At 46.1% G+C, this 18,342-nt stretch carries 18 protein-coding genes; 10 read left to right on the top strand and 8 right to left on the bottom strand.

What is annotated here, in order from left to right:
• Positions 1–428: 428 nt before the first annotated feature.
• The 4 genes from ACED46_RS03000 to ACED46_RS02985 all read left to right on the top strand — a co-directional run bounded on the left by ACED46_RS03000 (position 429) and on the right by ACED46_RS02985 (position 5,269).
• Complete coding sequence (locus ACED46_RS03000; protein WP_371720870.1) at positions 429–1,640, top strand: aspartate aminotransferase family protein; 1,212 nt, start codon at positions 429–431, stop codon at positions 1,638–1,640.
• Positions 1,641–1,747: 107 nt separating this feature from the next.
• Positions 1,748–2,767, top strand: a complete 1,020-nt coding sequence (astA, locus tag ACED46_RS02995) for an arginine N-succinyltransferase (protein WP_017061116.1) — start codon at positions 1,748–1,750, stop codon at positions 2,765–2,767.
• A gap of 39 nt (positions 2,768–2,806) precedes the next feature.
• Positions 2,807–4,264, top strand: coding sequence for a succinylglutamate-semialdehyde dehydrogenase (astD, locus tag ACED46_RS02990; protein ID WP_017071310.1), 1,458 nt, complete (start codon positions 2,807–2,809; stop codon positions 4,262–4,264).
• Between the two features lie 213 nt (positions 4,265–4,477).
• Positions 4,478–5,269 carry a DUF1338 domain-containing protein gene (locus ACED46_RS02985; protein ID WP_060983385.1) on the top strand — a complete coding sequence of 264 codons (792 nt, stop codon included), beginning with the start codon at positions 4,478–4,480 and terminating at the stop codon, positions 5,267–5,269.
• Positions 5,270–5,443: 174 nt separating this feature from the next.
• On the opposite strand, the gene crp is transcribed toward ACED46_RS02985, so the two are convergent.
• The 6 genes from crp to ACED46_RS02955 form a co-directional block, all read right to left on the bottom strand.
• The gene (gene crp / locus ACED46_RS02980; protein ID WP_004729651.1) at positions 5,444–6,076 is read right to left on the bottom strand and encodes a cAMP-activated global transcriptional regulator CRP; all 633 of its coding nucleotides are present in this window, start codon (positions 6,074–6,076) and stop codon (positions 5,444–5,446) included.
• A gap of 239 nt (positions 6,077–6,315) precedes the next feature.
• Complete coding sequence (locus ACED46_RS02975; protein WP_010435210.1) at positions 6,316–7,185, bottom strand: phosphoribulokinase; 870 nt, start codon at positions 7,183–7,185, stop codon at positions 6,316–6,318.
• Between the two features lie 77 nt (positions 7,186–7,262).
• Complete coding sequence (locus tag ACED46_RS02970; protein WP_010435208.1) at positions 7,263–7,475, bottom strand: YheU family protein; 213 nt, start codon at positions 7,473–7,475, stop codon at positions 7,263–7,265.
• Positions 7,476–7,573: 98 nt separating this feature from the next.
• Complete coding sequence (locus ACED46_RS02965) at positions 7,574–8,566, bottom strand: hydrolase (protein ID WP_371720869.1); 993 nt, start codon at positions 8,564–8,566, stop codon at positions 7,574–7,576.
• A gap of 206 nt (positions 8,567–8,772) precedes the next feature.
• Positions 8,773–9,243, bottom strand: coding sequence for a TIGR02444 family protein (locus ACED46_RS02960; RefSeq protein ID WP_017061113.1), 471 nt, complete (start codon positions 9,241–9,243; stop codon positions 8,773–8,775).
• Positions 9,240–11,162, bottom strand: a complete 1,923-nt coding sequence (locus ACED46_RS02955; protein WP_371720868.1) for an ABC transporter ATP-binding protein — start codon at positions 11,160–11,162, stop codon at positions 9,240–9,242. Before ACED46_RS02955 ends, ACED46_RS02960 begins: the two co-directional genes overlap by 4 nt.
• A 173-nt stretch (positions 11,163–11,335) precedes the next feature.
• On the opposite strand from ACED46_RS02955, the gene kefG reads away from it, so the two are divergent.
• From kefG to ACED46_RS02930, 5 genes are all read left to right on the top strand, one after another.
• Positions 11,336–11,920: a glutathione-regulated potassium-efflux system ancillary protein KefG gene (kefG, locus tag ACED46_RS02950; protein WP_010435196.1), complete on the top strand. Its 585-nt coding sequence runs from the start codon at positions 11,336–11,338 to the stop codon at positions 11,918–11,920.
• The gene (kefB, locus tag ACED46_RS02945; RefSeq protein ID WP_017068828.1) at positions 11,907–13,703 is read left to right on the top strand and encodes a glutathione-regulated potassium-efflux system protein KefB; all 1,797 of its coding nucleotides are present in this window, start codon (positions 11,907–11,909) and stop codon (positions 13,701–13,703) included. The genes kefG and kefB overlap by 14 nt, the downstream gene beginning before the upstream one ends.
• Before the next feature lie 156 nt (positions 13,704–13,859).
• The gene (locus ACED46_RS02940) at positions 13,860–14,060 is read left to right on the top strand and encodes a YheV family putative zinc ribbon protein (RefSeq protein WP_029235422.1); all 201 of its coding nucleotides are present in this window, start codon (positions 13,860–13,862) and stop codon (positions 14,058–14,060) included.
• Between the two features lie 94 nt (positions 14,061–14,154).
• Positions 14,155–14,745, top strand: coding sequence for a peptidylprolyl isomerase (slyD, locus tag ACED46_RS02935; protein ID WP_017061108.1), 591 nt, complete (start codon positions 14,155–14,157; stop codon positions 14,743–14,745).
• Between the two features lie 217 nt (positions 14,746–14,962).
• A complete protein-coding gene (locus tag ACED46_RS02930; protein ID WP_102428187.1) occupies positions 14,963–15,928 on the top strand; it encodes an isoaspartyl peptidase/L-asparaginase family protein in 966 nt (321 codons plus the stop codon).
• Between the two features lie 180 nt (positions 15,929–16,108).
• On the opposite strand, the gene ACED46_RS02925 is transcribed toward ACED46_RS02930, so the two are convergent.
• Both ACED46_RS02925 and ACED46_RS02920 read right to left on the bottom strand, forming a co-directional pair.
• Positions 16,109–16,336 (bottom strand): SlyX family protein, encoded by a 228-nt coding sequence (locus tag ACED46_RS02925; protein ID WP_009848930.1) that lies wholly within the window; start codon positions 16,334–16,336, stop codon positions 16,109–16,111.
• A gap of 5 nt (positions 16,337–16,341) precedes the next feature.
• On the bottom strand, positions 16,342–17,319 hold the full coding sequence (locus ACED46_RS02920; protein WP_017066210.1) for a WD40 repeat domain-containing protein: 978 nt from the start codon (positions 17,317–17,319) through the stop codon (positions 16,342–16,344).
• A gap of 131 nt (positions 17,320–17,450) precedes the next feature.
• Here ACED46_RS02920 and fkpA point away from each other — a divergent pair, with 131 nt between their 5' ends.
• Positions 17,451–18,227: an FKBP-type peptidyl-prolyl cis-trans isomerase gene (fkpA, locus tag ACED46_RS02915; protein WP_371720867.1), complete on the top strand. Its 777-nt coding sequence runs from the start codon at positions 17,451–17,453 to the stop codon at positions 18,225–18,227.
• Positions 18,228–18,342: the final 115 nt, after the last annotated feature.

The following is an 18,342-nucleotide window of genomic DNA, read 5'->3' as shown; positions in this document are numbered from 1 at the left end:
CAGTTTAACGTATTCCATTACCCGTTAAGCGTTTAAATTCGGGCGCTACGCGTCTTCATCCCTCTGACGCCGATCACTTTTTATAACATTTCTCCCTCGTCAGGCTAAGTTTTTAGCCTATGCAAAATTATTCGCGTTATTTCGTCTCGAACCCAATATACCGCAATGCCAGTAAGGCTTTGCTGTTGCTGGTTATACGTTTAGGTAAAAAAAGCTTCATAAAACAGATTAATTGATGCATAAATAGTCATAGGTAGTGACGTTTAGCTGGTTGTGAGGGATGGCTAAAGAATAATCTACTATTGAAAAGGTTAATTAAATGTAAATATAATGCTGCGGCGGGATTGTAGCGAGACAAAATTTTCTCGTCTCACTTATGAATCATTACGCTTATTTGCGAAGCTTGCGGTATCGGGAAGGAATGTACGATGACAGTGGAAAATAATGTAGAACGTAGTCTGTTTAATGAGGTGATGGTGCCTTGTTATAACCCAATGGAAATGATCCCGGTAAAAGGGGAAGGCGCACGCGTATGGGACCAACAAGGACGAGAGTATATCGACTTTGCTGGTGGTATTGCTGTGAGCTGTTTGGGTCACTGTCACCCAGCAATGGTAAATGCCGTTACTGAGCAAGCAAACAAGATTTGGCACCTAAGTAATGTAATGACTAACGAACCTGCACTGCGTCTAGCGAAGAAGCTAACTGACGTATGTTTTGCAGAAAAAGTATTCTTTGCGAACTCTGGTGCAGAAGCGAACGAAGCAGCACTTAAGCTAGCTCGTCGTTGGGCTGCGGATGTTCACGGTCCTGAGAAATCTGAAATCATTGCATTCAAACAAGGTTTCCACGGTCGTACTTTCTTTACTGTAACCGTTGGTGGTCAAGAAGCTTACTCAGATGGCTTCGGTCCAAAACCTGGCGATGTAACTCACCTACCTTACAACGATATTGCGGCTCTAGAAGCGCATATCTCTGATCGCACTTGTGCCATCATGATGGAACCTCTGCAAGGCGAGGGCGGTATTATCTCGCCAACCTCTGAATTCGTGAACACAGTTCGTGAACTATGTGATAAACACAATGCACTGCTTATCTTTGATGAAGTGCAAACAGGTAACGGCCGTACTGGTAACTTTTACGCTTACCAAGGTCTAGGTGTAACACCAGACATTCTAAGCACAGCGAAGTCTCTAGGTGGCGGTTTCCCTATCGGCGCAATGCTGACGACGTCTGAACTGGCTACACACCTTAAGGTTGGTACGCACGGTTCTACATACGGTGGTAACCCACTGGCGTGTGCGGTAGCTGAAGCAGTGGTTGACGTAGTTAGCCAACCTGAGACTCTAGAAGGCGTAAAAGAGCGTGAAGCGCTATTCCGTGATGGTCTAACTAAGATTAACGACAAATACCAAATTTTCAGTGAGATTCGTGGTAAAGGCCTATTGTTAGGTGCTGCACTGAATGACGAATGGCAAGGGCGTGCGCGTGACGTATTAGTAGCAGCAGGCGAGCAAGGCCTAATGGTACTGGTTGCGGGTGCAAACGTGGTTCGTTTTACTCCATCACTGGTTATCACTAAACAAGAAATTGAAGAAGGTTTATCAAAACTAGACAAAGCAATCGCTACGCTAGTTTAGCCTGAGCGGCGTCATAGGAATGATCGCCATTAGAGCGATCTCATGACGTACTGCTAAAGGCCCAAGCTTCTGGTTTTGGGCCTATTTTGCATCTGGAGGGAATATTGATGCTAGTTGTTCGCCCAATAAAACTGTCTGATTACGATGCGCTGCACACCTGTGCAGTTGAATCAGGTCATGGATTCACATCTCTTCCGGTTAACGAAGAATTGTTAACTAACCGAATTACCCATTCTGAATACAGCTTTGCGAAAGCAGACGTGACCGAACCCGGTGATGAAGGCTATCTAATGGTGGGTTTCGACGCTGAAACTGGCGAAGTTGCTGGTACAACGGGTATCGAAGCTTCCATTGGCTGGGATGTGCCTTTTTACTCGTACCACATCAGTAAAGTGGTTCACTCTTCACAGCGCCTTAAAGTGAATAACGTGGTTAAGCTGTTGACGTTTGGTAATAACTACACAGGCTGCAGCGAAATTTGTACGCTGTTCTTACGTCCTGATTACCGCAAAGGCTTAAACGGTCGACTGATGTCTAAGTGTCGTTTCCTACTGATGGCTGAGCACCCAGAGCGTTTCTCAAAAACGATCTTTGCTGAGATGCGTGGTGTATCAGATGCGGAAGGCAATTCTCCTTTCTGGCAATGGCTGCAAGAACATTTCTTCTCGATTGACTTCACGCTTGCCGATTACCTAACCGGTATTGGTAAGAAAGGCTTCATTGCTGACCTAATGCCTAAGCTACCTATCTACGTGAACCTACTGAGCAAAGAAGCTCAAGCGGTGATCGGAGAGGTACATGACAATACGCGCCCTGCACTTAAGTTGCTGGAACGTGAAGGTTTCACCAACCGTGGTTATGTCGACATCTTTGATGCAGGCCCAACGGTTGAGTGTGATCTAAGAAACATCGAATCTGTGCGTCACTCAATTCGAGCACAGGTTCAAATTGCAGAGCACTCTAGCTCTAAAGACTTCCTAATTGGTAATACCTCGTTTGAGAACTTCCGCGCAGTAGCCGCGAAAGGTGCGTATGACCAAGCAAGCGACACAGTGATTTTATCATCTGAAGTAGCAAGCGCTCTTGAAGTAAAAGAAGGCGAATTCGTTCGCATGTTGGCTCAATAAGAGCGGCGATTATCTGTCGAAGATTTTAAGGATAGAAGTATGACTCAGTGGATAGCAGGACAGTGGGTGGCAGGTCAAGGTGACGCCATGACATCAGTAAGCCCATACAACAATGAAGTAGTGTGGCAGGGTGATAGCGCGACACCAGCACAGGTTGAATCTGCAGTAGCAGCAGCTCGTGAAGCCTTCTTGGTTTGGAAAAAACTGAGCTTTGCAGAGCGTGAAGCGATCGTGTTGAACTTTGCTGAGAAAGTTAAAGAGAACAGCGAAGAAATCGCGCAAATCATCGCGAAAGAGACGGGTAAACCGATTTGGGAAACTCGCACTGAAGCGGGCGCAATGGCGGGCAAGATTGCTATTTCAATTCGTGCTTACCATGAGCGTACCGGTGAAGCTTCTCGTGAAGCGGCAGGCAACCAGATTGTACTGCGTCACCGTCCATTAGGCGTGATGGCAGTATTTGGTCCTTATAACTTCCCTGGTCACCTACCTAACGGTCATATTGTTCCTGCACTGCTATCGGGTAATACCGTGGTATTTAAGCCTTCAGAGCAGACACCTTGGACGGGTGAGTTTGCGATGAAATTATGGCAAGAAGCGGGTCTTCCTGCTGGCGTAATCAACTTAGTACAAGGCGCTAAAGAGACAGGTATCGCACTGGCCGATGCTAAAGGTCTTGATGGCGTGCTGTTCACAGGTAGCGCTAATACTGGGCATATCCTTCACCGTCAATTCGCGGGCCAACCGGGCAAGATGCTGGCACTAGAGATGGGTGGCAATAACCCTATGGTGATCAGTGACCAATATGGTGACGCAGACGCAACGGTATACACCATTATCCAATCGGCGTTCATCAGTGCGGGTCAACGTTGTACATGTGCTCGTCGTTTGTACGTGCCTGTTGGCGAGAAGGGGGATCTGCTACTCGATAAGCTGGTCGCAGCGACGCAAAAGATTCGTGTTGATCAGCCATTCGCTGAACCAGCACCCTTCATGGGTCCTCAGATCTCTGAAGCTGCGGCTAAGTTCATTCTGGACGCGCAAGCGAATCTACAATCGTTAGGCGGCGTCAGCCTAGTAGAAGCAAAAGCGGGTCAAGCGGCGTTTGTTTCTCCGGGTATTATCGACGCAACCAACATTGCTGAGCTGCCGGATGAAGAGTACTTCGGTCCACTGCTACAAGTGGTTCGTTACCAATCGCTAAAGCAAGCGGTTGAGCTAGCTAACGACACTCGTTTTGGTTTGTCTGCGGGTCTTGTATCAACAGATGATTCTGAATGGGAATACTTCGTTGACCATATCCGTGCGGGTATTGTTAACCGTAACCGTCAGCTAACAGGCGCAAGTGGTGATGCACCATTTGGTGGTCCGGGTGCTTCAGGCAACCTACGCCCAAGTGCTTACTATGCGGCGGACTACTGTGCTTATCCTATGGCTTCAATGGAAGGCGGTGAAACTCAACTTCCAGCAACGTTTAGCCCGGGTATTGAGCTTTAATTTAGGCTAATGAGTCTTAGGCTCATGCGTTAAGCTTGAAATAGGGAAGTGGTGTTATCGCTTTCCTTTTCCATCACGTCCGACACCTAGATTGGGCGGTAGATAATAATAGAAAAAGTATGTCACAGGCTGATGGCTGCTGACTCTGTGTCTCAGCCTCTCCCTTTCTAATCCAAATTACTAGCTTGCTAGAACCTCTGACAAGGAGTCACCATGACGCCCGATCTACTCTTTAAATCACTATGGGACGATTACATTCACAGGCTGTGTCCATCGGCTGAGAAAGTGCATCACTTGCTGAAAGAAGATGAAGCGCTGATCAACGACCATATTGCACTGCGTACTTTTAATGTTGCCCCTCTCGGTATTGAAACACTAGCTAAACCTTTCCTTGAACTGGGTTACAAGGCGTGTGGCGACTACCTGTTTGAGAGCAAGAAGCTAGTGGCTAAACACTACGAGCACCCAGACCCGAAGCAGCCAAAAGTGTTCATTAGTGAATTGAAGGTCGAAGAGTGTTCTAGTGATTTGCAACAGATCGTTGCTAAGTTAGTTGAGCAAGTAGATACAATCAAGCTTCAAGGTCATGAGTTCTTGTTTGGTGGTCGCCAATGGGATTTGAGCTTCGCTGATTTCCAAGTACTAGCAAAAGAGAGCGAGTACGCCTCTTGGTTAGCAGCTCACGGTTACGGTGCCAACCACTTCACGGTAAGTGTCAATCAACTGAACAAGTTCGATGAAGTACAAGCAGTGAATGATTACCTGAGTGATGCAGGCTTCACTATCAATGCATCTGGCGGTGAGGTGAAAGGCTCTCCAGAGGTATTATTAGAGCAATCATCAACTATGGCAGACAAAGTCCCAGTGGCATTTATTGAAGGCAATGAGATGATTCCTGGTGGCTTCTATGAGTTTGCTAAGCGTTATGCAATGGCGAATGGTGAGCTTTATACGGGTTTTGTGGCCGCATCGGCGGATAAGATCTTCGAAAGTACCAACGGTTAACAAGGTACGAGTACGGGCTGTATCCTAGAGATGTGAGTACGCTTCGCTTCGAGGAAGTTTACAAATAGGATTCTGTGAGTTCTTCTCGTATCTGCTCTATAGATCTTTAGAAAACAAAAAAGCCACCAAATTCGCATTTGGTGGCTTTCAAATTTTTGGCTCAGTGAATCGAGATTAACGAGTACCGTATACCACGATAGTTTTACCGTGTGCAGAAATTAGGTTCTGCTCTTCTAGCATCTTCAAGATACGACCAACTGTCTCACGAGAACAACCAACGATCTGGCCAATCTCTTGACGAGTGATCTTGATTTGCATGCCGTCAGGGTGAGTCATTGCATCTGGCTGTTTCGCTAGGTTTAGTAGCGTTTGAGCGATACGACCTGTTACGTCAAGGAACGCTAAGTCACCAACCTTTTGGCTAGTTACTTGTAGACGGTTTGCCATTTGCGCTGAAAGGCGCATTAGGATATCTGGGTTCACTTGGATAAGTTGACGGAATTTCTTGAAAGAAATTTCAGCTACTTCACAAGGAGATTTAGCACGAACCCAAGCAGTACGCTCTTGGTCTTCTTCGAACAAGCCAAGCTCACCGATGAAGTCGCCTTGGTTTAGGTAAGAAAGAATCATTTCCTTACCTTCTTCGTCTTTGATAAGAACTGCCACAGAACCTTTAACGATGTAGTACAAGGTTTCTGCCTTTTCACCAGCATGAATCAAAGTACTTTTTGAAGGGTACTTATGAATATGACAGTGTGAAAGGAACCACTCTAATGTTGGATCGGTTTGAGGTTTACCTAGAACCATAATATCTCACTTCCTCTGCAGGGTATGCTTGCCGCTTTCCGTATTTTAGCTAAGCCTGGATTGACTTGTAGGATAAGAGCACTCGTTGAGCGCTGCAAGCTATCTTGTGTTTCGTTTAAGAATAGTATCCTTTTTCAGGTACTATTTCTTGATTTTAATCGTGACCAAGCTACGATTTTTTACGCAAAATTGTGCACATGATCACGGTATGAAAAGTAATCAACCAGAATGGTGCTCTGTTAACCAATTTTTCCGGTTTCGATGAGTTGTTGTAGGATCGGCCTTACAATGAGCTCCATAGCAAAACTCATCTTCCCTCCTGGTACCACAAGCGTGTTGTGGCGAGACATAAATGAGCCATCAATCATAGCTAAAAGGTAAGGGAAATCGACGTTTTTGATGCCGCGCAAACGTATAACAACGAAGCTTTCGTCTAAACTTGGGATCCCTTTAGCGTTGAGAGGGTTTGATGTGTCTACCGTTGGAACACGCTGAAAGTTGATGTGAGTACGCGAAAACTGAGGAGTAATGTAGTTAAGGTAATCATCCATCGAGCGAACAATCGAGTCCATTACTGCTTCACGAGAATGACCACGATCGCGTGTGTCGCGAACGAATTTCTGGATCCATTCTAAGTTGACGATAGGTACCATGCCGATCAGCAAGTCGACGTGTTGAGAAACATTGATATCGCCATCAACCACACCGCCGTGCAGGCCTTCGTAAAACATCACATCTGAATTTTCTGGGATCTCTTGCCATGGCGTAAAGGTGCCTGGCATTTGATTGTAAGGAACGGCTTCATCGAACGTGTGCAGGTAGCTACGTACCTTGCCTGTACCTTCGTTACCGTATTTACGGAAGAACTCTTCTAGCGCACCAAAGTCGTTGGCTTGTGGACCAAAGTAGCTGATGTGCTTACCTTGCTCGCGCGCTTTACGGATCTCGACATCCATCTCTGGTCGAGTGAAGCGATGGAAACTATCCCCTTCAACCCAAGCGGCCTTCACGTCCATCATATTGAACATTTTACGGAAGGCTTCTGAGGTGGTGGTGGTGCCGGCTCCTGATGAACCCGTCACCGCAATAATTGGATGTTTAGCGGACATGACAACCCTTGTCTTTTGAGTAACTTACTTGTTAGCAATCGTTTACCACTATAACACGGCTCCTTTATGAGCGCAGCCTAGAAGCGTTTTGTGACTTGAATATCAACGGTTTCATGCAGCTCAGAAAATACGATACTGACTTCTCCTGAGGCTAATTGATGTTTCACTTGGTCAATCTTGTTTTGCAATGAAACCTCTACATCACCGTAGTCTGTACCTTCACGCAGCACGAACTCTTTGATGAGGTTTTCCAGTGTTTCTGGTGCAATGTCTTGCCATGGGATGATCATAAATACTTCTCTCTTTTATGTTCATAAATAGGTTTATTGATGTGTTGATTACTGCGTCTAGTGACGTCTACCACTCAGTCCTTAAAAAGGCTCGGTCATTATGCCGAATCTTGGATACTTTCATAGTAGGCTGGCAATGCTTCTTCTAGCCAAAACCTGGGCTTGAGCGTGCTACCGGTAATGAACCCCACATGGCCACCTTTCTGAAACAAGCGATAATCAATATTGTCTGGTAGTACGAATTTTGGAATAACATCATCAGTCATGAAAGGATCGTCTTTAGCATGAATGATCTGAGTCGGTAGCTTAATCTTATTCAGTTTTGGAAGCGCTGAACATTGAGCATAGTAGTCTTGAGCATTCTTAAATCCATGCAGAGGCGCAGTGATCCTTTCATCAAACTCATACAGTTTGTCTATTTTTTTGATGGTTTCAGCGGAGATACCTATTTTTTCTTGTAACAGCTTAACCTTTTTCAAGGCATTCGATTTGAGTGAGTTGAGCAGGTATTTTTTATAGAGCCTAGAGAAGCCTCTTTCAATACGACTGGAGCAGCAAGCTAAATCAAAAGGAGCAGAAACTATCGTTGCCGCCGACAGTAATGGGTCGTCCGCATACTCAGCCAAATAGTTCGCCAGCATGTTTCCACCTAAAGATATGCCAACCGCAACCTTAGGGTTATTCGGAAACTGGGCGTGCAGGTGTCTTAGAAAAAAGCGCGCATCTTCGACTTCACCTGAATGGTAAGCGCGAGCCAGGCGATTGAGTTTTCCGCTGCAGCCTCTGAAGTGCATCATCACGGACAACCAACCATCTTTAGCAAACGCATTCATTAATCCATTGGCATAAGGGCTCTCAAAGCTACCTTCTAAACCGTGGAATAGAACGAATATCGGCTTGCTACTGCGATCATTCTTATTTGAGGTGTCACCGTCTGGTGATTCGCTCCAAGCAAGATCAAGAAAGTCACCATCGGGTGTTTCTAAGGTTTGCCAGTGAGGATGAAACAGCGCCTGCTTTCGAATAAACCGTGGCACTAAGGTTTGTAAGTGCGGATTAGAGAGACCAGCAGCTGCGGTAAATATTGTCATAAAAACGATCCATGCTTCTTTTACGGGTTTTGATAACGTGTTGAGTTTGTAACGAAACGCCCACGTTTTTATTTGAGCTTGGTTGATTCTCGGCATAAGTGCAAGGCTTCACTTATACGAGATACAAAAACAGGCTATGGGTAACCGTTTGAATAATATCAAGGTTAAGCTTGGATCTTGATTGAATAAAAGGGAAAGAGAATGAGCTAGGGCTGTGGTGCTGGTTCAGAAAAAGCGTCGTAGAGGTTTTCAGCCCCTAATAAACGACAGTACTGAAAAGTGAGCGGTGATTGCTGGTTAGCGTACAGCTGTAGGGAGTTTATACAGTCGACCAGATCGGACTGTTGTTGCTTTTCAAGCTGTAACTCAAACTTTAGCGCTTCACGGTATAGAGAGTCGACAACGTGTGCTTTGAGATGTTTACGTAGCTCTCGATAGCTATGAAGCAGGGTTTCAGAGCGGCTCAAGCACTGTTGAACCTTGTGCCACTCCTCTTCAGCAAAAGACAATTGCTGCTCATCAAGCCATTTGAGAAGCAGCAGTAGATTGACGTTGCCGTGGAACTGGTTTTGCAAAGCTAGGCACGCATCCTTTACACCGCGCACACTGTAATACTGAAGGCTAAATTGCCATAGTCGTTCCAGTGTTAGTGATATTGGGGCGTGCTCTGGACTCATAAGCTATCCATATCCTGTTCCATCTGCTCAAGCTCTTCTTGAGTGGACATCCAATCCATTTCAACTTCTTCTAGCTGTGACTTACTGCTCGCTTGGAGAGCGAGTACTTTATTCAGTTTAGCCTTATTTTCAGCTTCATACAGTGAAGTGTCGGATAATTCTTGTTCGGCTTCTTCAAGAGCCTGCGTTAATTTATCCATCTGCTTTTCAAATTGAGTGAGCTTTTTACGAAGTGGTGCCGTCAGTTTACGGAACTCGGCTTCTTTTCGTTTCTGCTCTTTTTTCGCTGCTGCACTGTTGGCGCCGTCTTTTGCTGGTGCCAATGCTTGTGCTTCTTTGCGCTCAACTTTCTGCTGTTCGGTTAGCCACTTGTAGTAATCGCTTAAGTCACCATCAAACGGTGCTACTTGGCGGTCGTGTACAAGGTATAAATCATCGGTAGTCGCACGCAGTAGGTAACGGTCGTGCGATACGATAACCATTGCGCCTTCAAATGTCTGCAGGGCAAAAGTCAGCGCTTGACGCATGTCGAGATCCAAGTGGTTGGTTGGTTCATCGAGTAGCAACAGGTTTGGTTTTTGCCATACCAGTAGCGCCAGAACTAAACGCGCTTTTTCACCACCTGAGAAGGGTGCTACTTTATCAAGTGCTTTTTCACCTTGGAAACCGAAGCTACCTAGGTAATCACGCAATTGTTGCTCGGTGTGTTTAGGGGCAATCTGCATCATGTGCTGCAGCGGTGTTTCTTCTGGGTGCAACGTTTCTAACTGGTGCTGTGCAAAGTAACCAATCTTAACGCCTTGCGAATAACTCAGTTCACCACCTTGCTGTTTCAGTTCGCCAGAAAGGAGTTTAATCAGCGTTGACTTACCAGCGCCATTTCGGCCAAGTAGACCAATACGACTGCCCGGTACTAGGTTCAAGCGAATCTTCTCTAGAATCAGGTTGTCATCGTAGCCCGCAGAGACTTCATCCATCATCATGATTGGATTTGGTAGCGCGTCTGGTTCTCTAAACTCAAAGCTGAATGGGTTATCAAATTGAGCGGGCAGCACTTGTTCCATTTTCTCTAATGCTTTGATACGGCTTTGCGCTTGGCGAGCTTTTGAGGCTTTGTAGCGGAAACGGTCAATGTAGCTCTGCATGTGAGACATCTGTTTCTGCTGCTTTTGGTACATCGCTTGTTGCAGAATCAGTTTTTGCGCTCGTTGGGTTTCGAACGATGAGTAGTTACCCGTGTACTCATTGAGCTGTTGGTTTTCAACGTGCACGATGCGGTTGACGATAGGGTCTAAGAAGTCTCTATCGTGCGAGATAAGCACTAGCGTGCCAGGGTAGCTTTGTAACCAACGCTCGAGCCACATTACTGCGTCTAAATCCAAGTGGTTGGTTGGCTCATCGAGTAGCAGTAGGTCACTGCGGCACAATAGGGCTTGCGCTAAGTTCAAACGCATACGCCAACCACCCGAGAACTGGGTTAGGTTCCATGTCATTTGTTCTTGGCGAAATCCTAAGCCATCCAATAGCTCAGCAGCACGTGCTTTGATGCTGTAACCACCAATGGTTTCAATTTTGCCGTGGATCTCTGCTACTAATGTGCCGTTGTCGGCTTGTTCAGCTTTCTCTAGTTGATCTTCAAGGCCACGATATTCACGGTCGCCATCAATCGCGTATTCAATCGCTGTTCTTTCTAGTGCTGGCGTTTTTTGAGCAACCCAAGCCATTTCCCAATGGGCTGGTTTACTGAATGAGCCAGCATCAATAGACAGCTCGTCTTTAATTAAGGCGAACAGCGTAGATTTACCACAGCCGTTTTTACCAACCAAACCGATCTTGTCGCCAGGATGAAAAGTCGCAGATGCTTGGTCGAGGAGTGGCTTACCGCCGCGTAGCAATTGAATATCAGAGAAAGTAATCATATAGAGGTAGCATAGAAATTAGAGGTGAACAGACGCCTGCATAGTAGGCTGAATCCAGATAAAAGTCGATCACAATGCAATTTGCGTTATGATGCCAATAACATATTAATAACTTTTATTTAAATTCTAGTGGCCTTGCCACCGTTTAGCCCTTAAAGGAATGTTTCAAAGGAATGAGTATTACTCCCTCGATAGACAAACCCGTGCCAAAGGTATTAGTGATCTATGCGCACCCAGAGCCGCAAACCTCTATCGCTAACCAGATCATGGTTAAAAAGATAGAGTCGCTTGGGAATGTTAAAATCCACGATCTTTATGCCCTCTATCCTGACTTCTTTATTGATGTGCCTTATGAGCATGAACTGCTTCTGCAGTACGATGTGATTGTGTTCCAGCATCCTCTGTTTATGTATTCTTGTCCTTCGTTATTGAAGGAGTGGTTTGATCGAGTATTAGGCAAGGGCTTTGCGTTTGGTGAGCAAAGTGCACTTAAGGGTAAGCATTGGCGCAGTGTTATCACCACGGGTGGTAAAGAAGAGGCGTTTGGTGCTGCAGGCTATAATAAGTATCCCTTACAAGAGATCTTGCAACCGTTTGAGCTAACTGCCGCTTTGTGCCAGATGCACTGGATGTCACCTTTAGTTTTACATTGGGCTAGAAATGTCTCGGATATGACGCGTTACCAACACGCTGAAGAATATCGAAATTGGTTGCGAGATCCGCTACAAGATATAGGAGCGAATGATGGCTCTGACTAATGATTTCCTACAAAGTAGCGCTATATTTTTAGCGGCGGCTGTGGTTGCGGTTCCTATCGCGCAGCGAGCAGGCTTAGGTTCAGTATTAGGTTACTTATTAGCGGGTGTCGCTATTGGTCCATGGGGGCTTGGCCTAATCAGTGACGTAGAGGCCATTCTACATTTCTCAGAGTTCGGGGTGGTGCTGCTGCTCTTCCTTATTGGTTTAGAGCTTAACCCCAAAAAACTGTGGCAGATGCGGGCGCCTATTCTCGGCTTAGGGGGGGCGCAAGTGTTGATCACCACCTTGATTATTACCGCCATCGCCTGTCTATTTGGATTAACCTGGCAAACCAGTCTCGTGATAGGTATGGGTTTGGCGCTGTCTTCGACTGCGATTGCCTTGCGTGTTATTGAAGAGCGAGAGCTCGGCGGCAAAGAAGCCGGGCAGTCGGGCTTTGCAGTACTGCTTTTCCAAGATATCGCTGTTATTCCAATGCTAGCAATGTTGCCTCTACTTGCGGGTAATACCGGCGGTAGCTGGGCTGACATGCTGTGGATGCTGGGTGGCGTGATTGGCCTACTGGTCGGTGGCCACTTCTTGTTGAGACCACTTTTCCGATACGTAGTGATGAGTGGTGTGCGTGAGTTATTCACCGTCGCGGCGCTGTTACTTGTGATTGGTATTGCTGTGATCATGCAACGGATTGGCTTGTCGATGGCATTAGGTACCTTCCTAGCGGGCGTACTTCTGGCTGAAAGTGAATATCGACACGAGCTTGAGATCGCGATTGATCCATTCAAAGGTTTACTGCTTGGTCTGTTCTTTATCTCTGTGGGTATGGCGGTAAACCTAGGTCTACTGGCAGAAAGCCCATTCGCAATACTTATTGCAGTGTCGTCGCTAGTCGTATTGAAAGGTTTGGTGCTGTATGCGCTGGCTCGTATCTTCGGCACTCAAGCTAAAGCACGCAGCCGAATGGCGATGATCCTTAGCCAAGGTGGTGAGTTCGCTTTCGTTATTTTTACCGCGGCGAGTGCTCAAGGCATCTTAAGTGGCGAACAAGTGTCGTTCTTACTGGTGGTTGTGAGCCTTTCTATGGTGACCACGCCATTGATGCTTAAACTGCAAGACCGATTCTTTGCACGTCAGCTTAATCAAATCAGTGAAAGTGCGATGTCTTCGGATGTGGTTGATCGCAGCCCTCGAGTGATTATTGCGGGCTTTGGTCGTTTTGGTCAGATCATTGGTCGTCTGATGTATGCCAACAAGATTCGTATCACTGTCCTTGAAAGTGATGCCAGCCAAATACACATCCTTAGAAAGTTCGGCTACAAGGTGTTTTACGGAGACTCGACTCACCTAGAGCTATTACGCGCAGCCGGTGCTGATAAAGCAGAGGCGATTGTGTTGTGTACTGACTCCCCAGATGAAATCATGAAAACCGTCGATTTATGTAAGCAGCACTTCCCACGCTTAAAGATCTTGGCGCGTGCACGAAGCCGTGTTGAAGCGTATCAACTACTTAACCACGGTGTGAGTAACTATTCGCGTGAAACCTTCCTTGGAGCATTGGATTTAGGTCGTCAAACATTGACTGAACTTGGCATGCATCCATATAAAGCGAAGCGAGCAGAAGCACACTTTAGAAAGTTGGATAATGGTATGCTGAAAGAGTTGCTGCCTCAGCATAACGAAGATGCCGAGTTAGCCCAAAGAGCGAAAGAGGCTCGTAAAGAACTTGAAGAGATCTTTGGACACGAGATGGAAAACGATCACCAATCTCGAAACTATTGGCAGTAGCTTGAAGTGATAACTCATGCTTGAGCTTAGAAATAGAGCTTGGGCATAGAAATAACAGACTATAGAACTAACCTAATAATAAACGCGGTCTCTGCTTAACTTATCAATAAAGTGAGTGGGAAGAACCGCGAATCCAGAGCAGTAAAGGATATGAACGTGAAACAGAAAAAACGCTTTATCGCAGGGGCAAGCTGCCCAAGTTGCAACACTCAAGACACACTCCGTTGGTGGATTGAAAATAATATCGAGCTGGTGGAATGTGTCGATTGTGACTTCACAGAACAGCGTAAACCGAAAACTGTAGAGAAATCTGAACACGCGAATCAAGAAATGATCGGTATTTTTAAGCCAGAATGATTGAGTTTCGTTGATTGATCCCCATAATATCCCGGTACAGAATTTTTCCTAAGCTCAACTGTTCGAGCTTAGTCCAAACCTCCTTGGAGCTCTCATGAAAATTGAAAAGAACGTAGTAGTTAGTGTTGCATATCAAGTGAAACTTGAAGATGGCGTAGTAGTTGACCAATCAACTGCAGAAGCTCCACTAGATTACCTTCACGGTCACAACAACCTAATTACAGGTCTTGAAAAAGAGCTTGAAGGCAAAGTAGCTGGCGACAAGTTCTCTGCAACTGTTACTCCAGAAGACGCATACGGCGAACACAACGACGCACTAGTTCAACGTGTTCCTGCTGACGTATTCCAAGGTGTTGAGCAAATCGAAGTTGGCATGCGTTTCCTAGCGGATACTGACCAAGGTCCAATCCCAGTTGAAGTTACTGAAGTAGATGGCGACGAAGTTGTTGTTGATGGTAACCACATGCTAGCTGGCCAAACTCTAACGTTTGACGTTGAAGTTGTAGCGGTTCGTGAAGCGACTGAAGAAGAAGTTCAACACGGTCACGTACACCAAGAAGGCGGCTGTGGCGGTCACGACCACGATCATGACCACGAAGGCGGTTGCTGTGGTGGCGAAGGCCATGACCACGGTGAAGAGAAAAAAGACGGCTGCTGCGGCGGCGGTAGCTGTGGTTCTCACTAATACCGAATTAACGGTTTAGTTTAAGAATCTTGAAAGCCTCCCTTGTGGAGGCTTTTTGCGTTTAGGAGTCTCGCTTTTTGACCTCGCTTTTCTCTACCAAACTAAGTGTCCGCAAATCTAAGCATTCGTAAAAGTTTGGTTTTCGTTATCAGACATCGAACCATGGATGTGGTATTGATAGCACAACATTATAAGACGACGTCAGTGGAGAGTTTGTATGTCACAGCCTTTTTCAATTGCCATTCATGGTGGTGCAGGAACCATCTTGCGCGAGCAAATGAGCTATGAATTAAAAGCGGGTATTACCGAGGCTTTGGAAAAATCGGTTTTGGCTGGTTATCAAATATTGCAATCGGGTGGTGATGCTCTGGATGCGGTAGTGGCATCGGTTAAGGTGATGGAAGACAGCCCGCACTTTAATGCCGGTAGGGGCTCTGTTTTAACGCATGATGAATTTGTTGAGATGGACGCTTCTGTGATGCATGGCCGCGAAATGGATGCAGGTGCTATTGCAGGCGTTCGCCATATCAAAAACCCAATTGAGCTTGCACGTGATGTGATGCGGAAAAGCGACCATGTGTTGCTGATTGGTGAAGGCGCCGAGAAGTTTGCGTTTGAGCATGACTACACCTTTACCGAGCAAGACTACTTCTTTACTGAGCGCCGCTATGACCAACTTCAGTCGATGAAAGAGAAAGGCATCTTTGCTCTGTCTGAAGCGAAATATGATGAACAGCAAGCTGAGAAATACCCTGACGATAAAAAGTACGGCACGGTTGGTGCGGTCGCATTAGACCAAGCGGGTAACTTAGCGGCAGCAACCAGTACCGGTGGCGTGACCAATAAGAAATACGGTCGTGTGGGTGACTCTCCGATCATTGGTGCAGGAACCATCGCTGAAAATGGCAATGTTGCCGTCTCAACAACCGGGATGGGTGAGTTCTTCCTACGTAAAATGGTCGCCAGTGATGTCGCAGCACGAATGCGTTATCTGAAAGAAGATGTGCACACCGCTTGTGAAACGATCATTCAAGGTGGATTGAAAACCATGGGTGGAGAAGGTGGCTTGATCGCTATCGATGGCCAAGGCGATATACATTTTGGTATGAACAGCTCAGGAATGTATCGTGCAAGCGTTGATACTCAAGGTCGTGTTGAAGTGAAGATTTATGCCGACGACTAAGTTGGTATCGGCTTAATTGGCTTTAGCTTATTCACTGAGATGAAATAAACAAAAGGGCGACAGATAAGTATCTGTCGCCCTTTTAGTTTTCTATGTCCCGTCCTGAAATGTGTTTACACATTGAGGACGAGAAACTAACGATATGCGTCGTTAGATTTAATTGGTTATTTTGAACCGCACTTAATAGTGTGGAGGTGGCGTCTCTTCTGATGCGTCAGCTAGATTAGAGCCATCCATATTTTTTACTTTGCCAACCACGAACTTCATCTGATCTTGCATTCTCGTGATTAACATTTGTTGTTGGCTAAGCGCTTCATTGAGTTCTTCAATGGTCTGTTCTTGGAAAGCTAGCTGACACTCTAGGTCATTTACGCGGCTTTCTAGTTGTTCAACTCGCTTTTCTGTCATCGTTCTTAATCCACATTCCAAGCTTGGGCAATGCCCGCAGAGGTGCCCGATATCACACGGTTCTTATCATCAAAGGCTGCATCATACACTACCGCACGAGGAGGGCGAGCATCTTTTAATGGCTCAGCATCGTGGCGAGAAATTCGCTTGCCATCCTGAGTATTCCACACACTCACTTGGCTGGATGGTGTGCCCGTCACCAACATACTGCCGTCATCAGAAAAACGCGCACTCGAGAAAATCAACTGTCGAGACCAGCTTTGCAATTGCGCTTGAGGTTCGCCCGTTTCAAGATCCCAAATCATCGCTTGATTGCCGCCATCAGAGGTAAAAGCCAGTTCACCATCGCGTTGTAGCGCGACTCGTACTACTCTTTGTTCATGCTCAAAGGTGCGCAACACCAAGCCCGACTCGGTATCCCAAAGGTAAGCTTTGTAGTCGTTGCCGCCTGATAATGCGTAGCGGCCATTAGAAGAGAGGGAGACTGAATTCACTTTTTCTCGGTGAGCAAGGAACTCCAGACGGCGTCCGGTGACTAAGTCCACATAGATGGCTTTTCCATTAGAAAGGCCAAGCAGTACTTTTTCACCATTGCTAGAGATATCGACATCGCGAATCAAGCCGTCGGAGATAGACCAGAGCCCTTGTGCTTGAGTCCAAGATAAGTCCCAAACGGCGAAGTTCATCTGGCTAGCGGTAATGGCAAAACGGCCATTGTCCGAGATACGGATACGCGATACTTGGTTTTCTAACTGGTCTTGTGGACCAAGCCGAGCCAACTCTTGGTCTTCGGCGAGGTCCCAAAGGAGCAGTTGCTTTTGCTGAGAGTAGAGCAGGGCGAAGCGTCCATCTCTGCTGAGTGCAAAGCTGGTGGCACCATTGGGCTCAATTTCCCAACGCTGCTCATCATCTTGGAAGAAAAAGCAACCATTTAACAAGGTGATGACAATTGTACATAGCAATGAGTGGAAAAATATTCGCATCACATCTAATAATCCGGTTTGTGTCGAAAGACATATGACTAGTATATTGTTATAACTAACGTATTCACACCAATCTAATCATTAGATTGGTGCACAATAACCAATGGCTTGGCCATTAATTGGAGAATTCAATGAAATCAGTTTTAAAAGTATCACTGCTTGCCGCAACGGTTATGCTAGCAGTTGGTTGTCAGAAAGAAGAACCAAAGGCAGAAGCTCCACAGGTAGAAGAAGTTAAAGTTGAAGCAGTAAACTTTAAAACAGAAGATGACAAAGCGGCTTACGCAATCGGTGTATCTTTCGCTAACTACCTAAGCACAAGCATTGATAAGCCAAGCGAGCTAGGTATCAACCTAGACAAAGATATGGTTCTTCAAGGTATCGAAGACGTATTCACAGAGAAAACAGCACTTAACGAAGAAGAAACTCGCGCAGCTCTTGAAGCTCTAGACAAGCGTGTTGCTGAAACGATGCAAGCACAAGCGGCAGAAAAATCTGCAGAAGTGAAGAAAGCAGGTGATGACTTCCGCGCTGAGTTCGCTAAAACTGAAGGCGTTAAGCAAACTGAATCTGGTCTACTTTACCAAGTAATGACTCCTGGTGAAGGCGCTTCTCCAAAAGACACTGATACCGTTCAAGTACACTACAAAGGTACGCTAACAGACGGTACTCAGTTCGACAGCTCTTACGACCGTGGTGAACCAGCAACATTCCCACTTAACCGCGTAATCCCAGGCTGGACTGAAGGCGTACAACTGATGCAAGTTGGTTCTAAGTACAAGTTCGTTATCCCGCCAGAGCTAGCATACGCTGAGCAAGACACACCGACTATCCCTGCTAACTCAACGCTAGTATTCGAAGTAGAACTACTAAACATCGATAACGCTGAAGCAGCTCCTGCACAGTAATATCGGTTAAAAGCCTCGTACTAAAATACGTTGATTGAATAAAAAGCCTAACTTTGAGTTCAATGCCGTTCGGATAAGCATTACTGTTTGAATCTAAACGGATATTTAGCTGGAA

The sequence above is a fragment of the Vibrio sp. 1S139 genome (assembly GCF_041439475.1).
In the GTDB taxonomy this organism is placed as follows: Bacteria; Pseudomonadota; Gammaproteobacteria; order Enterobacterales; family Vibrionaceae; genus Vibrio; species Vibrio crassostreae_C.
This window is presented reverse-complemented; position numbering and strand designations above follow the sequence as displayed.

What these genes read in the sequence shown, in the direction of transcription:
- ACED46_RS03000 (WP_371720870.1), top strand. Translation starts at nt 429, where the DNA reads ATGACAGTGGAAAATAATGTAGAACGTAGTCTGTTTAATGAGGTGATG.
- astA (WP_017061116.1), top strand. Translation starts at nt 1,748, where the DNA reads ATGCTAGTTGTTCGCCCAATAAAACTGTCTGATTACGATGCGCTGCAC.
- astD (WP_017071310.1), top strand. Translation starts at nt 2,807, where the DNA reads ATGACTCAGTGGATAGCAGGACAGTGGGTGGCAGGTCAAGGTGACGCC.
- ACED46_RS02985 (WP_060983385.1), top strand. Translation starts at nt 4,478, where the DNA reads ATGACGCCCGATCTACTCTTTAAATCACTATGGGACGATTACATTCAC.
- crp (WP_004729651.1), bottom strand. Translation starts at nt 6,076, where the DNA reads ATGGTTCTAGGTAAACCTCAAACCGATCCAACATTAGAGTGGTTCCTT.
- ACED46_RS02975 (WP_010435210.1), bottom strand. Translation starts at nt 7,185, where the DNA reads ATGTCCGCTAAACATCCAATTATTGCGGTGACGGGTTCATCAGGAGCC.
- ACED46_RS02970 (WP_010435208.1), bottom strand. Translation starts at nt 7,475, where the DNA reads ATGATCATCCCATGGCAAGACATTGCACCAGAAACACTGGAAAACCTC.
- ACED46_RS02965 (WP_371720869.1), bottom strand. Translation starts at nt 8,566, where the DNA reads ATGACAATATTTACCGCAGCTGCTGGTCTCTCTAATCCGCACTTACAA.
- ACED46_RS02960 (WP_017061113.1), bottom strand. Translation starts at nt 9,243, where the DNA reads ATGAGTCCAGAGCACGCCCCAATATCACTAACACTGGAACGACTATGG.
- ACED46_RS02955 (WP_371720868.1), bottom strand. Translation starts at nt 11,162, where the DNA reads ATGATTACTTTCTCTGATATTCAATTGCTACGCGGCGGTAAGCCACTC.
- kefG (WP_010435196.1), top strand. Translation starts at nt 11,336, where the DNA reads ATGAGTATTACTCCCTCGATAGACAAACCCGTGCCAAAGGTATTAGTG.
- kefB (WP_017068828.1), top strand. Translation starts at nt 11,907, where the DNA reads ATGGCTCTGACTAATGATTTCCTACAAAGTAGCGCTATATTTTTAGCG.
- slyD (WP_017061108.1), top strand. Translation starts at nt 14,155, where the DNA reads ATGAAAATTGAAAAGAACGTAGTAGTTAGTGTTGCATATCAAGTGAAA.
- ACED46_RS02930 (WP_102428187.1), top strand. Translation starts at nt 14,963, where the DNA reads ATGTCACAGCCTTTTTCAATTGCCATTCATGGTGGTGCAGGAACCATC.
- ACED46_RS02925 (WP_009848930.1), bottom strand. Translation starts at nt 16,336, where the DNA reads ATGACAGAAAAGCGAGTTGAACAACTAGAAAGCCGCGTAAATGACCTA.
- ACED46_RS02920 (WP_017066210.1), bottom strand. Translation starts at nt 17,319, where the DNA reads ATGCGAATATTTTTCCACTCATTGCTATGTACAATTGTCATCACCTTG.
- fkpA (WP_371720867.1), top strand. Translation starts at nt 17,451, where the DNA reads ATGAAATCAGTTTTAAAAGTATCACTGCTTGCCGCAACGGTTATGCTA.